The sequence below is a fragment of the Micromonospora sp. DH13 genome (assembly GCF_020873825.1).
GTDB lineage: Bacteria > Actinomycetota > Actinomycetes > Mycobacteriales > Micromonosporaceae > Micromonospora > Micromonospora haikouensis.
In genome coordinates this window covers 38,181-50,874 of the sequence record NZ_JAHWGR010000014.1, presented here as the reverse complement: position 1 = coordinate 50,874, position 12,694 = coordinate 38,181, and the positions used below count along the sequence as shown (strand labels likewise).

The following is a 12,694-nucleotide window of genomic DNA, read 5'->3' as shown; positions in this document are numbered from 1 at the left end:
TTGCGTCAGGTCAGGACTTGAACTCGCCGGTCGAGAACCGCTCGTCGGTGAGCGGGCTCGCCTTGATCCCGGTCACGTCCTTGCCGAACACGATCGCCGGCGGCGAGTGCGAGATCGGCACACCCGGCAGCAGGTCCATGATCGCCTTGTTGAGGGCCTTGTACTTCTCCACCCGGGCCGCCTGGTCGGCGGTGGTGTCCGCGTCCTTGAACTGGGCGAAGAGCTGGGCGTTGTTGAAGCCCCACTCGTCCTTCGGCCGGTCGAAGAACGTGCCGATGAAGTTGTAGGCGTCGCCGTAGTCACCGGTCCAGCCGAGGAAGTGCAGGTCGTGCTTGCTGCCGGAGGTGGTGGCGTTCAGGTAGTCGGGGCTCCACTTCAGCGGGATGGCCTCGACGTTGATGCCGACCGCCTTGAGGTCCGCCGAGAGCAGCTCGAAGATGTCCTTCGGGTTCGGCATGTACGGCCGGGTGACCTCGGTCGGGTAGTGGAACTTCAGCGTCAGGTTCGACGCGCCGGCCTCGGCCAGCAGCGCCTTGGCCTTCTCCGGGTTGTAGTCGTACTTGGTGACGTCGCCGTTGAAGCCCTCGACGGTGTCGGGCATGAAGTTCAGCGCGACCTTCGCGCCCGGGGGCAGCTTCGAGTCGACCAGCGCCTGCCGGTTGAGCGCGTACGCGATCGCCTGCCGGACCTTGAGGTCGGCGAGCTTCGGGTTCCCCTTCTGGTTGATGGCCAGGTAGAGGACGTTGAACGCCGGGCGGGTGAGGACGTTGAAGCCCTCGGTCTTCAGCGGCTCGACGTCGGCCGGGCCGACCAGGTCGTACCCCTGGATGTCGCCGGAGCGCAGCGCCTGCTTGCGCGCGTTCTCGTCGGAGATGGTCTTGAAGATCAGGGTCTTCAGCTTGGCCTTGGTGCCGTAGTAGTCGTCGTTGCGCTCGATGGTGAGCGTCTTGTTGGCGACGTCCCAGGACTTGAACTTGAACGGGCCGGTGCCGGTCGGGTGCTCCGTCGCGTACGACGGGTACTTGATGTCCTCGGCGGTGCCGCCGACGTTGCTGGCGTCGTACTGCTGGAGCGCCTTCGGGCTGTGGATCGAGAACGAGGGCAGCATCAGCGCGGCCGGGATCTTGCTGGAGACCCGGGTGAACGCGAGGTCCACGGTGGTGGCGTCCTTGGCGGTGCAGGACTTGAAGAGGCTCGGCGGCAGCTCCGGGTCCTCGTTCTTGGCGAAGCCGCCCATGACGTCCTGCCAGTACGCGGTCACGTCGGGGCTCTGCATGAGACCCTTGGCGTTGTACCAGCGGTCGAAGTTGGCGCAGACGGCCTCGGCGTTGAAGTCGGTGCCGTCGTGGAACTTCACGCCGGAACGCAGCTTGAACGTCCACGTGGTGCCGGCGGCGTCCGGGGTCCAGGACTCGGCCAGCCCCGGGGTGACCTTGGTGCCACCCTCCTCCGGCCGGACCAGCGTCTCGAAGACCTGGCGCGCCACGCGCAGCGACTCGCCGTCGCTGGCGAAGCTGGGGTCGAGGACCTTCGGGTCGCCGGCCACGCCGAAGACCATGGTGTCCTTCTTGCTACCGCCGGAGTTGTCATCGCGGTTGCTCTCGGCGCAGCCTGCTACCGCGAGGGCCGCGACCGCGACGGCCGCGACAGCGACCTTCGGCCTGGGTGCACGCATGGGTGCTTCACCTCGTCCTTGGGGGTACGGACAACGTGGTGACAGGGGTCACCGATGGCCGTGACCTTAGCTCCCGTTCGGACCGGCCCGAAACTGGCAGGGCAAGGGTTGGTATCGGATCGTGTCCCAGGCGCGAGACGACCGAAGAATCTACGGCCAAAAGCGAGTTTCGCCGAACGATCCGAAACCACGATGCCAAACTGTTACGTCGCCCCTGCCCCTGAGGGCACCTGCTGTCAGACCGCCCGGCGCCCCTCGAACGCGCGGCCGAGGGTGATCTCGTCGGCGTACTCCAGGTCGCCGCCCACCGGCAGGCCGCTGGCCAGCCGGGTCACCGAGATGCCCATCGGCTTGACCATCAGCGCCAGGTACGTCGCCGTCGCCTCGCCCTCGGTGTTCGGGTCGGTGGCCAGGATCAGCTCCCGCACCGCGCCGCCGCCCAGCCGGGTCATCAGCTCGCGGATGCGCAGGTTGTCCGGCCCGATCCCCTCCAGCGGATTGATCGCCCCGCCGAGCACGTGGTAGCGGCCCCGGAACTCGCCCGTGCGCTCGATCGCCACGACATCCTTGGGCTCCTCGACCACGCAGAGCACCTCGTCGCTGCGGCGCGGGTCACGGCAGATCCGGCACTGCTCGGACTCGGCCACGTTGTAGCAGGTGGTGCAGAAGCGCACCAGGTCCTTGACCTTGCGCAGCGCGCCGGCCAGCCGGTTGATGTCGGCCGGATCGGCCGACAGGACGTGGAAGGCGATCCGCTGTGCGCTCTTCGGGCCCACGCCCGGCAGTCGCCCCAGCTCGTCGATCAGGTCCTGGATGGCACCTTCGTACATCTGCGTCGGCCGGCTCAGAAGCCGGGCAGGCCGAGGCCGCCCATCCCGCCCGCGACCGGGCCCATCTTCTGCTCCGTCAGCGCCCGGGCGGCCTCGGCGGCGTTGTGCAACGCGGCGACCACCAGGTCCTCCAGCGTCTCCACGTCCTCCGGGTCGACCGCCTTCGGGTCGATCTTGATGCTCTTCACGTCGCCGGAGCCGGAGACCGTCACGGCGACCAGGCCGCCCCCGGCGGTGCCGGTCAGCTCGGCCTCGGCAAGCTCGGCCTGGGCCTTGGCGATCTGCTGCTGCATCTTCTGCGCCTGCTTCAGCATCTGCTGCATGTTCGGCTGTCCACCTGGGCGCACGGATGGCTCCTTCTCGCACTCGTCTGCTCGACCGCGCCCAGCCTAACCGGGGCGCAGACTGTTGCCTGGCACGGGCGACGCCCGCGTCAGCGGGCGTCCACCTCGTCGATCTTCTCCGCGCCGAACGCCTCCCGGAGCAGCTGCACCGCCTGCTCCTCGCTGGACTGCCGGGCCGTCCGCTCGTCGATCACCTCGTCGAGCGGCTCGTCGCCCGGGTCGAAGCCCTCGTAGGTCGGGGCGGCCGGCGCCGCCGGGCCCGGGCGGCCACCGCCGCGCACCGGCCCGTCGAAGTCCGGGTCGTAGGGCGGCTCGCCCGCCCAGTCGGCGTCCGCGGTCTTGCGGGCCCCGTTCTGGGTACGCGCACCCCGGCCGGCCGCCGCAGCCCGCGCGGCGGCGAGCCCGCTGCCGGCAGCGGGAGCCCTGCCGCCCGGGGCGGCGGCACCGTTGGCCGGCGCGGCGGGGCCGGCACCACGCGCGGCGGCTCCGTTGGCCGGCGTCGCCGCAGCGGCACCGTTGGCCGCAGCACCGTTGGCGGTGCCATGGGGCGACGTCGCCGGGGCGGCGGCACGCGCGGCGGCCACCGGGGCGGGCCCGCCGGGCGGGGCCGTTGCCGGCGGCGCGGCGGGGGCGGCGCCACCCGGGCGGGCCGCCTCCGGCCAGTCGTCCCCGGCCGGTGCGCTCGCGGCGGGAGCGGTGGCGGCCCCACCGGGTCGGGCGGGCTCGGGCCACTCCTCGTCAGCGCCAGCGGCACCGCCGGCCGGGGCAGCACCGCCGGCAGGACCCGGCGCGGTGCCGGGCGACGGGCGGGCGTTCGTGGCGGGCGCGTGGGCCGCGGATGAGGGGGACGCGGGCGGGGCCGGCGCGGGGCGGGGCGGGGCGGGGGCGGGCCCCCGGGAGCCGCCGCCCCGCTCGCCGGCCACCTCGCAGCGCACCTGCCAGCGCCCGCCGAACTCCTCGTAGAGCGCCTCGGCCAGCACCGACGTGTGGTTGCCCATCATCTGCGCAAGCACCGGAGACTTGACGGTCAGCACCAGCGTGTCGCCGTCCACGTCGCGGACCACCGCGTCGCGCATCAGCGCGGCGGCCGGCTTCTTGATCCGGTTGACCTTCGCGACGATGTCCGGCCAGACCCGGCGCACCGCGACGGCGTCCAGGGCACCCGCCGCAGCCGCGCCGGGGCGGGGCGGGGCGGGGGTCGCCGGGTCGGGCATGACCGCCTCCGGCGGGACCTCCCGCCGGGGCGCGGCAGGGGCGGGAGCGGCCGGGGCGGGGCCTGCGGACACCGGAGCTGCCGCCGCAGCAGCCACGGACGGCGGGGCGGCCGACGGAGCCGGGGCAGCCGCCGGGGCGGCGGACGCCGCAGCCGGCGCCGGGTGCGCGGCAGCCGCCGCAGGCGGGGGGGTCGCCTCGGGGCGTACCGCAGGGGCGGTGGCGACCGGCGCGGAGCCGGCGGCGGCCGGCGGCAGCTCGACGGCACCCAGGGTGAGCCGGCGCTCCATCCGCTCCAGCCGCTGGAGCAGGCCACCTGTGGAGTCGTCCGCGCCGGGCAGCAGCATGCGGGCGCAGATCAGCTCCAGCAGCAGCCGGGGCGCGGTCGTGCCGCGCATGGCCACCAGGCCGTCGTGCACGATGTCGGCGCACCGGGACAGGGTCGCCGGGCCGAGCCGCTGCGCCTGGGCGGTCATCCGCTCGATCTGGTCGGCCGGGCCGTCGATCAGGCCCTTCTCGGCGGCGTCGGGCACCTGCTGGAGGACGATCAGGTCGCGCAGGCGCTCCAGCAGGTCCGACGCGAAGCGGCGCGCGTCGTGCCCGGCCTCGGCCACCCGGTCCACGGTCGCGTACGCCGCCGCGCCGTCGCCGGCCGCGAGGGCGTCGCACATCTCGTCGAGCAGCCCCGAGTCGGTGACGCCGAGCAGCGCGGCGGCCCGGGGATAGGTGACCCCCTCCGGGCCCGCGCCCGCGATGAGCTGGTCGAGCACGGAGAGGCTGTCCCGGGCGCTGCCGCCGCCCGCGCGCACCACCAGCGGGAAGACCGCCGGGTCGACGGTCACCCCCTCGGCCTCGGTGAGCTGCTCCAGGTAGGGGCGGAGCGTCTTCGGCGGGATCAGCCGGAACGGGTAGTGGTGGGTCCGCGACTTGATCGTGCCGAGGACTTTCTCCGGCTCGGTGGTGGCGAAGATGAACTTGACGTACTCCGGGGGCTCCTCGACCAGCTTGAGCAGGGCGTTGAAGCCGGCCGACGAGACCATGTGCGCCTCGTCGATGACGTAGATCTTGAACCGGCTGCGGGCGGGCGCGAAGAACGCCTTCTCGCGCAGCTCGCGGGCGTCGTCGACGCCGCCGTGGCTGGCCGCGTCGATCTCGATGACGTCGATCGAGCCCGACCCGTCGGTGGCCAGCGAGCGGCACGAGTCACACTGCCCGCACGGCTCCGGCGTCGGCCCCTGCTCGCAGTTGAGCGAGCGGGCCAGGATGCGGGCGCTGGAGGTCTTGCCGCAGCCGCGCGGCCCGGAGAAGAGGTACGCGTGGTTGAGCCGGCCGCTGCGCAGCGCCTGCGACAGCGGCTCGGTGACGTGCTCCTGGCCGATGACCTCGGCGAAGGTGCGCGGCCGGTACTTGCGGTAGAGCGCCAGTGTCACGCGTCCCGCCTCCTCTCGACCGAGCCATTCTGCGCCGGTCGGGCGCGGGTGACCACCCACCACCCCGTGCCCCGGCCGGCACTCTGGCCGGCACCTGGCCTGCGGCGTACGGTAGCGGTGCCGGGAGACAAAAAGGCCTCCCGTGCACCCGGCAGAGCTCGCTTATCCTTGCTGCCTTCCGGCCCTGGGGAGGTTCACGAGATACCGCCGCACGGGAGGTGACACCCACCCTACCCGACGCCCGGTCGATCTTCGGGGGGTGGTGGGGTGGCCGGCGCGCGGCGGACCTGTATCCTGTCCCACGGAGGATTCGCCTAGAGGCCTAGGGCGCACGCTTGGAAAGCGTGTTGGGTTTACACCCTCACGAGTTCGAATCTCGTATCCTCCGCTCACCTGAGCAGCACGGACGACAGGGCCGGCCCCACGGGGACCGGCCCTGAGTCGTCTCCGCGACCGCTTCGCCGCGCTGCCGCTCGGGAGCGCCTCCAGAACTTGGACACCTGCTGTCGGCGCCGGACGACAACCGTCCAAGATCTGCTGGCCAGGCCCCGTCCCCGGTGTGGCAGGATGCGGCCACCGCGCCACGGGCGCGGTTCCTGACCCATGGGGGATCCTTGACATCCGTACGCAACGTCGCCCTGGTCGTGACAGGGGCGGTCGCCGGTGGCCTGCTGCTCACGCCGCCGCCCGCCCACGCGGACTACCACGACACCAGGATCCGCAGCACCACCATCAACAACGGCAAGCCGATCGTGCTGGGCACCAGCAACGCCGTCTCCGTCACCGTGCCCGCCGTCACCGAGATCTACGACGACTCCGGCGGCGTGGCGACCATCGACGCCCAGCTCCGGAGCGTGGGCGGCGGCTACTTCTTCACCTTCCTGGAGGGGCCCGCCAGCCAGAACATGACGTGCGTGCAGACCACGGCCACCACGTCGACCTGCACCGGCACCGCCGTCGTCCACCAGCACAGCCTGGACAACGCCTCCGCCGGCCGGCAGGTCCAGCTGCGCATCTTCGGCTACGTCTACGACGGCGGGCAGTACCTCCTCTACAGCGATCCCGCCCACAACGTGCCGCTGCTGAAGCAGACGACGCTGGCGACGGCGGACGCCACCCCCGAGCCCGTCCGCAAGGACGGCACGCTGACCGTCGCCGGGAAGCTGACCCAGCCCAACTGGAGCGCCTGGGACGTCGCGGGCAACCGGCCCGCCGTCGGCTACGGCGGGCAGCCGGTGCGGCTCCAGTTCCAGAAGTCGGGCAGCACCACCTGGTCCACCGTCAAGACGGTCACCTCCGCCAGCGACGGCACGCTGAAGACGACCGCCACGGCCACCGCGTCGGGGGCCTGGCGGTGGTCGTACGCCGGGAGCGGCACCTCCGCCGCCTCAGTCTCCGGCGGTGACAGCGTCACCCTCCTCAAGGTGGCCAAGCTGACCGTGGACGCCTCCCCGGAGCCGGTCGCCAAGGGCGGCAAGCTGACCGTGACCGGCAGCTGACCCGGGCCACCACCGACGCGGCCACCACCTTCGCGGGGTACGCGAACCAGCCGGTGAAGCTGCAGTTCCGCAAGTCGAGCAGCAGCACCTACACCACGGTGAAGACCGTCTACACCGCCGCCAGCGGCAACCTGAAGACGACCACGACCGCCAGCGCGGCCGGCTACTGGCGCTGGTCGTACGCGGGCAACTCCACCGTCGCGTCGGTGTCCGCCGCCGGCGACGGGGTCGCGCTGAAGTGACAGGCCGGGTCGGCCGTTCGGCCGGGCGGGCTGCCCGGTCGGCGGCTGACCTGCCCGTTCGCCTGGTTATGGGCGTTGATCTATCCCCCTAGCGTGTCGGGGCGTCCAACAACGAGCGGGGGTTTGTGTTGCGTCGGATGACGACACGTCGAAAGACAGCGGCAGGGGTGTCGGCCCTGGCCGTGGTGGCGGGGCTGGCGGTCGGTGCGCCCGCGCGGGCGGCCGACGAGTTCGGCACCATCACCCGGGAGGGCATCGCCCTCCAGTACCACCGGGTGGCGAAGGCGGTGACCCCGGTGAAGGGGACGGGTGCCACCCGGTCGGACTTCGACGGCGACGGCCGCGACGACCTGGCGGCCTCGGGCGATCCCTTCGAGACCAGTCTGCCCCAGTACCCGACCGGAGTGGTGGTCGTGCGCTACTCGTCGGCGCCGCAGGTCGACTACTTCTTCGGCGTCCTGTCGTCGGAGGGCGGCTGCGGCTGCTTCGGCACCGCGCTGGCGGCGGGCGACTTCAACGGCGACGGCTACGACGACCTGGTGATCGGCGACTCGGACGAGGTGGATCCGCGCAACAGGACCCACGCGGGCGGGGTCTGGGTCATCCCGGGCAGCGCCTCGGGCCTGGTGGTCGGCGCGGCCGGGCACTTCAACCAGAGCTCGCCGAACGTGCAGGGCGAGCCGGAGAGCTACGACCGGTTCGGTGGCGCGCTCGCAACCGGCGACATCAACGGGGACGGCCGCGACGACCTGGCGATCGGCGCGTACGGGGAGGCGATCGGGGACAAGGCGGACGCCGGCTCGGTGTACGTCCTGTTCGGCGGGTCGGGTGGGCTCACGGCCACCGGCTCCCAGTATCTCCAGCAGGACCAGGCGGCGGTGCCGGGCTCGGCCGAGCGCAACGACCACTTCGGCTTCTCGCTGGCGATTGGCAAGGTCAACAACAACAAGTACGCGGACCTGGTCATCGGCGCGCCGCACGAGAACGACGGCACGTCCTGGAACGGCAGCGGCATGGTCACCCTGATGTGGGGCTCGGCGAGCGGCGTGTCGACCACGGGCGCGACGTCGGTGACCGGCGGGGCGGTGTACCCGGCGACGGGCAACCCCGACGTCGTCGCCTGGTATCTGGGCGAGACCCTGGCGATCGGCGACGTGAACGGCGACGGGCTGGGCGAGGTGATCGCGGGCGCGCCCAGCGCGCAGACTCCGCACATCACGGGCGGGCTCATCGCCGCGTTCACGGGCCGGTCCGGCGGCCTGTCGGCCAGCGCCGTAAAGATCATCACGCAGCGCACGGCGGGCGTGCCGGGCGACCCCGAGGGTGAGGACCGCTTCGGTGGCTCGCTCGCGGTCGGCGACGTGACCGGCGACGGCAAGGCGGACGTGCTGGTCGGCGTGCCCGGCGAGGACATCGGCTCGACGGACAGCGCCGGCATGATCACCCTGCTGAAGGGCTCCTCCTCGGGCCTCACGGGCACCGGGGCGCAGGGCTTCGACCAGAACCACTCGGTGGTGCCGGGCTCGGCCGAGCGTGGGGACAAGTTCGGCGCCTCCGTCGCGCTGCTGAACCTCGACGGCACCGGCGCGCTGGACGCCGTCGTGGCGTCGACCGGCGAGGAGGTGGCGTCGGACACGGCGGGCTACCCGTCGGGGTCGATCGCCTCGTTCTTCGGGTCCAGCGGTGGGCTCGTGCCGCAGACCACCTCGTGGAGCGGCGCGTCGCTGCGCACCGACCGCGCCTGGCCCCAGCGCTTCGGCCTGCGCATCGCCGGGCCGCAGAGCGGCGGCTCGTTCTACTGATCCGGGTACCTCCCGCGCTGGAGGAAGGGTCGGCCCCCGCCCGGGGCCGGCCCTTCTTCCACGTCCGCACCGGCCCGGCGGCCACAGGGGGCGCGTTCGGTACGGTCCGGGGCAGCGCCGGCACACCACGCCCGGTCGTACACATGTTCTATCCACAGCCTGTGGACGGCGGAGGGTCCGATGAGTTACCAGCTCAGCGCGGTGGTGGCCGATGTCGAGCTGCTCCGCGAACGGACGGCCGACCTGGACCACGCGGTGCTCGCCGCGCTGCGGCAGGACTTCGCGCTGCTGCCGGTCACCCCGCAGCTCGTGCAGGAGCTGACCGGGGCGCTGCCGGACTTCGCCGCCGGGGAGCCCGGCCCGGAGCAGCCATTCGAGCTGGTGCTGTCGCCGGCCCTGGCGGGGCTGTTCGCCGGGTGGTCGAGGTCGGGACCGGTGGCCTACCTGGAGGCGGCGTTCTCGGGGGGCCTCGGCCGGCAGGCGTCGGTGGTGTGGCTCGGCGGCGCGGTGAGCTGGGGGCCGCACTTCGACGACGTGTTGGACGCCCCGCGCGGGCAGTGGCCGCTGAACGCGGCGCTGACCCGCATCGGCGCGGAGCCGGGGCGGTGGCTCGACCCGTTCGCCGAACTGGGCCTGCACCTGGAGCGGAACACCGCCGGCTGGCTGGCGCACGGGCGGCGCGGACTGAGCGCCGACTACTGGGACGAGCTGGCCGAGGAGTGGGAATTCGGGGAATCCGGCGATCGGCAGCAACCTGAGCGCCCCGGGGCCGTTGTGGACTGGGGGATTCCATGAAATTCAGACAATTCGTTTTCATTGCGACACTGCTCGCGGCTGCCTCGATCGCCGGCAGCGGCGTACGTCCACAGGGGCCGGTCGACGCCGGGGGCGACGCGCGCCCGCCCGGTCCGCCGCCCGACGCCGGCCGGTCGGCAGCAGACGAGGCGGTCGACGAGGTCGTCGACCTCAACGGCCTGACCGACGTCGAGTTCGGCGACACCGAGGAGGAACTGGCCCGGCGCGGGATGCTGGCGTCCGACGTGGACGCGTGCGGGCCCACCCTCGCCGGCCACGGCGCGGTCAGCCCGATCTTCGTCGACGACCGGCTGGTGCTGCTCTGGCTCGACGACCCGGTCCCCACGGCGGAGCGGATCAACGTCCGCACCCCGCAGGGCATCGGCGTCGGCACGCCGGTCGGGGAGGTCCGGGCCCGCTACCGGTCGGTCAGCCCGCTCGACGCTCCACAGCGGACGTACCGGTTCGACGGGCTGCTGGCCCGCAGCGGCGACCGCGCGTACCTCTTCCTGCACGACGGCCGCACGGTCCGGAAGATCATCGCCGGGTACGCCGACTGGGCCCGCCGCCTCTTCGCCGAGGGCTACGGCCCCTGCTGAACCGAGCCAGGGCTCCTGCTGAGCCGAGGGCTCCATCGTCCGCAGGCGGCCTGACCGGCGCGTACCCGATCATGGGTTGTGCGGACGCGGGCCGGACGGTAGAGACGACGCATGCGTCGGGTAACCACGGTCGTCCTCTCGGTGGTCTGCGTGACCCTGCTGGGCGTCGTCACCAACGTCGCCACCGGGGCGCTGCCCGACGGGTGGACGCCGCACCTGTGGCTCGCCTGGCCGGCGCTCGCCGTGGTGGTCGTGGCGGTGATGGTGGTCGAGATCCGGCGGGCCCGGGAGTCCGCGCCGGTCACCGGCGTGGCCGCCGCGCACGCCCGCCGGGTCCTGCTCGACCGGGTACGCCGGTACTGGATCACCAGCGTGCTGGACCGCTCCCTGCACCGCGAGGCGCGCATCCAGCTCGGCGTCACCGCATCGGCCGACGACCGGCGGTACCCGTGGACGCTGCGGGCCACCCACCGCGACGGCTTCACCGGCGTCCTCGACCAGGGCGCGTCCGTGGCCGGCCTCTTCGAGCGGCTCGACCGCGCCGTGGTGATCCTCGGTGCGCCCGGCTCCGGCAAGACGACCACCCTGCTGGAGCTCGCCCGGGAGCTGGTCGACGGGGCCGGGCGCGACCCGGACGCCCCCATCCCGGTGGTGCTGAACCTGTCGTCGTGGGCGACCCGACGCCTGCCGCTGGAGCAGTGGCTCGCCGCCGAGCTGACCGAGCGCTACGGCATCCCGTCCCGGCAGGCGACCGCGTGGATCGAGGCCGGCGCGGTCCTGCCCCTGCTCGACGGCCTCGACGAGGTCGTCGAGGCCCGCCGCGACGAGTGCGCGGCGGCGATCGCCGTGTTCCACGCCCGGCAGCCGCTCACCCCGATCGCGGTCTGCTGCCGCGAGTCGGAATACCGGGAGCTCCGCACCAGCCTGCCCGTCTACGGCACGGTGACGATCCAGCCGCTGACCCGGCCGCAGATCGAGCGGTACCTGGACCGCTCCGGGACCGCTCTCGCCGGCCTGCGGGCCGCCCTCGCCGCCGACGAGGGCCTGTGGGAGTTCACCGGGTCGCCCCTGCTGCTCGCCATCATGGGCCTGGCCTACGCCGACGGTCCCGGCCCGACCGACGGCCCCGGCGGTCGCCGCACCCGCCTCTTCGCCCGGTACGTCGAGACGATGCTGCGGCACCGCCCGCACCCGGCGTACCGGCCGGAGCAGGCCGTCCAGTATCTGACGGTGCTCGGCCACCAGTTGCGCAAGCGGCAGCAGACCATCTTCGTGCTGGACCTGGTCGCCCCGACCTGGTCGCCGTTCTGGGCCGGGCGCAGCGCCGACCTGCTCAGCCGGGCGCTGGCCAGCGTCGCCGTGGGCGGGGTGGTCACCCTGCTCGGGGCTGCCCTGATCGGTTGGCCCGGCCTCGTGGTGGGGCTGGCAGCCGCGACGCTGACCCTGCTCGCCCTCGTCCGCGACGAGTACGACGACCTCGAACTGATCGCCTCCCGGGAACGCCGGCCGGAGGACCGGCGGCCCCTCCGGGTCAACTGGGTGACCGACACCGCCGACGAGCTACGCGACGTGGCCGGCAACGTCGGCGTCGGGTGGGCGGCCGTGGCCGCAGCCCTCCTGGTCGGGCTGGCCTTCGGCCTCACCGACGGGCTGCGCGGCTGGCCGGGCCTGTTCGCCGACTTCGCGCACTGGTTCGGGATGCTGCTGGCCACCCTGCTCGCCCTGGCCTTCACCCGCGCCATGCTGTTCGACCTCTACCTGATCGGCCCGCCCGGCGGCGCGCCGCGCCGCGAGATCCCGAGCCCCGCCCTGCGGCAGCGGCTCCGCTTCGCCGCGACCGGCGCGCCGCTGCTGGGCGTCGTCACCGGCGCCCTCGGCGGGCTGCCCGTCGGCCTGGCCCGCACCGGTGCCGACGGCCTCCGGTACGGGGTGGTCGTCGGAGCGTTCGCCGCGTCGTACCTGCTGGTGGCCGTCGCGCTCGGGCCGCTCACCGAGCAGTGGCTGGTCCGCCGGCGGCTCGCCCGCGACAGCGTCCTGCCCCGGCCGCTGCGGCCGTTCCTCGACTACGCCGTGCAGTGCCTGTTCCTGCGGGACGTCGGCGACGGCTACATCTTCGTCCACCGGGAGTTGCTGGAGTTCTTCGCCGACCGGCTGACCAAGTCAGACGCCCAGGCGCTCCCGCACCCGTGAGATCGGGTTGCGGATAACAGAACCGCGGATCTCGGACAGCAGCGCATCTCCCCCTGCGGCATCGTCTCGGTGTCGG

The 12,694-nt window shown here is 73.0% G+C and carries 10 protein-coding genes, 1 tRNA gene and 1 other RNA gene; 7 read left to right on the top strand and 5 right to left on the bottom strand.

What is annotated here, in order from left to right; translation table 11 throughout:
- Window positions 1–10: 10 nt before the first annotated feature.
- The 5 genes from LPA42_RS15840 to ffs all read right to left on the bottom strand — a co-directional run bounded on the left by LPA42_RS15840 (window position 11) and on the right by ffs (window position 5,712).
- Window positions 11–1,675 (bottom strand): ABC transporter substrate-binding protein, encoded by a 1,665-nt coding sequence (locus LPA42_RS15840; protein WP_077937955.1) that lies wholly within the window; start codon window positions 1,673–1,675, stop codon window positions 11–13.
- A 236-nt stretch (window positions 1,676–1,911) separates the two neighbouring features.
- The gene (recR, locus tag LPA42_RS15835) at window positions 1,912–2,505 is read right to left on the bottom strand and encodes a recombination mediator RecR (protein WP_043964885.1); all 594 of its coding nucleotides are present in this window, start codon (window positions 2,503–2,505) and stop codon (window positions 1,912–1,914) included.
- 14 nt (window positions 2,506–2,519) lie between these two features.
- Entirely contained in the window at window positions 2,520–2,828 is a 309-nt protein-coding gene (locus LPA42_RS15830) for a YbaB/EbfC family nucleoid-associated protein (RefSeq protein WP_043964883.1), read from the bottom strand.
- Between the two features lie 110 nt (window positions 2,829–2,938).
- Complete coding sequence (locus tag LPA42_RS15825) at window positions 2,939–5,491, bottom strand: DNA polymerase III subunit gamma and tau (RefSeq protein WP_228986648.1); 2,553 nt, start codon at window positions 5,489–5,491, stop codon at window positions 2,939–2,941.
- Window positions 5,492–5,622: 131 nt separating this feature from the next.
- An RNA gene (gene ffs, locus LPA42_RS15820) (signal recognition particle sRNA small type) lies at window positions 5,623–5,712 on the bottom strand.
- 82 nt (window positions 5,713–5,794) lie between these two features.
- On the opposite strand from ffs, the gene LPA42_RS15815 reads away from it, so the two are divergent.
- The 7 genes from LPA42_RS15815 (at window position 5,795) to LPA42_RS15785 (ending at window position 12,618) form a co-directional block, all read left to right on the top strand.
- A tRNA-Ser gene (locus LPA42_RS15815) sits at window positions 5,795–5,879 on the top strand.
- Window positions 5,880–6,105: 226 nt separating this feature from the next.
- A complete protein-coding gene (locus LPA42_RS15810) occupies window positions 6,106–6,990 on the top strand; it encodes a hypothetical protein (protein ID WP_144082668.1) in 885 nt (294 codons plus the stop codon).
- Window positions 6,991–7,043: 53 nt separating this feature from the next.
- Window positions 7,044–7,232, top strand: coding sequence for a hypothetical protein (locus tag LPA42_RS15805; protein ID WP_077937951.1), 189 nt, complete (start codon window positions 7,044–7,046; stop codon window positions 7,230–7,232).
- A 137-nt stretch (window positions 7,233–7,369) separates the two neighbouring features.
- Window positions 7,370–9,034 carry an FG-GAP and VCBS repeat-containing protein gene (locus tag LPA42_RS15800; protein WP_077937950.1) on the top strand — a complete coding sequence of 555 codons (1,665 nt, stop codon included), beginning with the start codon at window positions 7,370–7,372 and terminating at the stop codon, window positions 9,032–9,034.
- Between the two features lie 180 nt (window positions 9,035–9,214).
- Window positions 9,215–9,829, top strand: coding sequence for a hypothetical protein (locus LPA42_RS15795; RefSeq protein ID WP_077937949.1), 615 nt, complete (start codon window positions 9,215–9,217; stop codon window positions 9,827–9,829).
- Window positions 9,826–10,428, top strand: a complete 603-nt coding sequence (locus LPA42_RS15790) for a hypothetical protein (RefSeq protein ID WP_077937948.1) — start codon at window positions 9,826–9,828, stop codon at window positions 10,426–10,428. Before LPA42_RS15795 ends, LPA42_RS15790 begins: the two co-directional genes overlap by 4 nt.
- A gap of 111 nt (window positions 10,429–10,539) precedes the next feature.
- Window positions 10,540–12,618, top strand: coding sequence for an NACHT domain-containing NTPase (locus LPA42_RS15785; protein WP_096761654.1), 2,079 nt, complete (start codon window positions 10,540–10,542; stop codon window positions 12,616–12,618).
- Window positions 12,619–12,694: the final 76 nt, after the last annotated feature.

Coding starts and splice junctions, on each gene's coding strand:
- LPA42_RS15840 (WP_077937955.1), bottom strand. CDS start 1,675: ATGCGTGCACCCAGGCCGAAGGTCGCTGTCGCGGCCGTCGCGGTCGCG.
- recR (WP_043964885.1), bottom strand. CDS start 2,505: ATGTACGAAGGTGCCATCCAGGACCTGATCGACGAGCTGGGGCGACTG.
- LPA42_RS15830 (WP_043964883.1), bottom strand. CDS start 2,828: ATGCAGCAGATGCTGAAGCAGGCGCAGAAGATGCAGCAGCAGATCGCC.
- LPA42_RS15800 (WP_077937950.1), top strand. CDS start 7,370: ATGACGACACGTCGAAAGACAGCGGCAGGGGTGTCGGCCCTGGCCGTG.
- LPA42_RS15795 (WP_077937949.1), top strand. CDS start 9,215: ATGAGTTACCAGCTCAGCGCGGTGGTGGCCGATGTCGAGCTGCTCCGC.
- LPA42_RS15790 (WP_077937948.1), top strand. CDS start 9,826: ATGAAATTCAGACAATTCGTTTTCATTGCGACACTGCTCGCGGCTGCC.
- LPA42_RS15785 (WP_096761654.1), top strand. CDS start 10,540: ATGCGTCGGGTAACCACGGTCGTCCTCTCGGTGGTCTGCGTGACCCTG.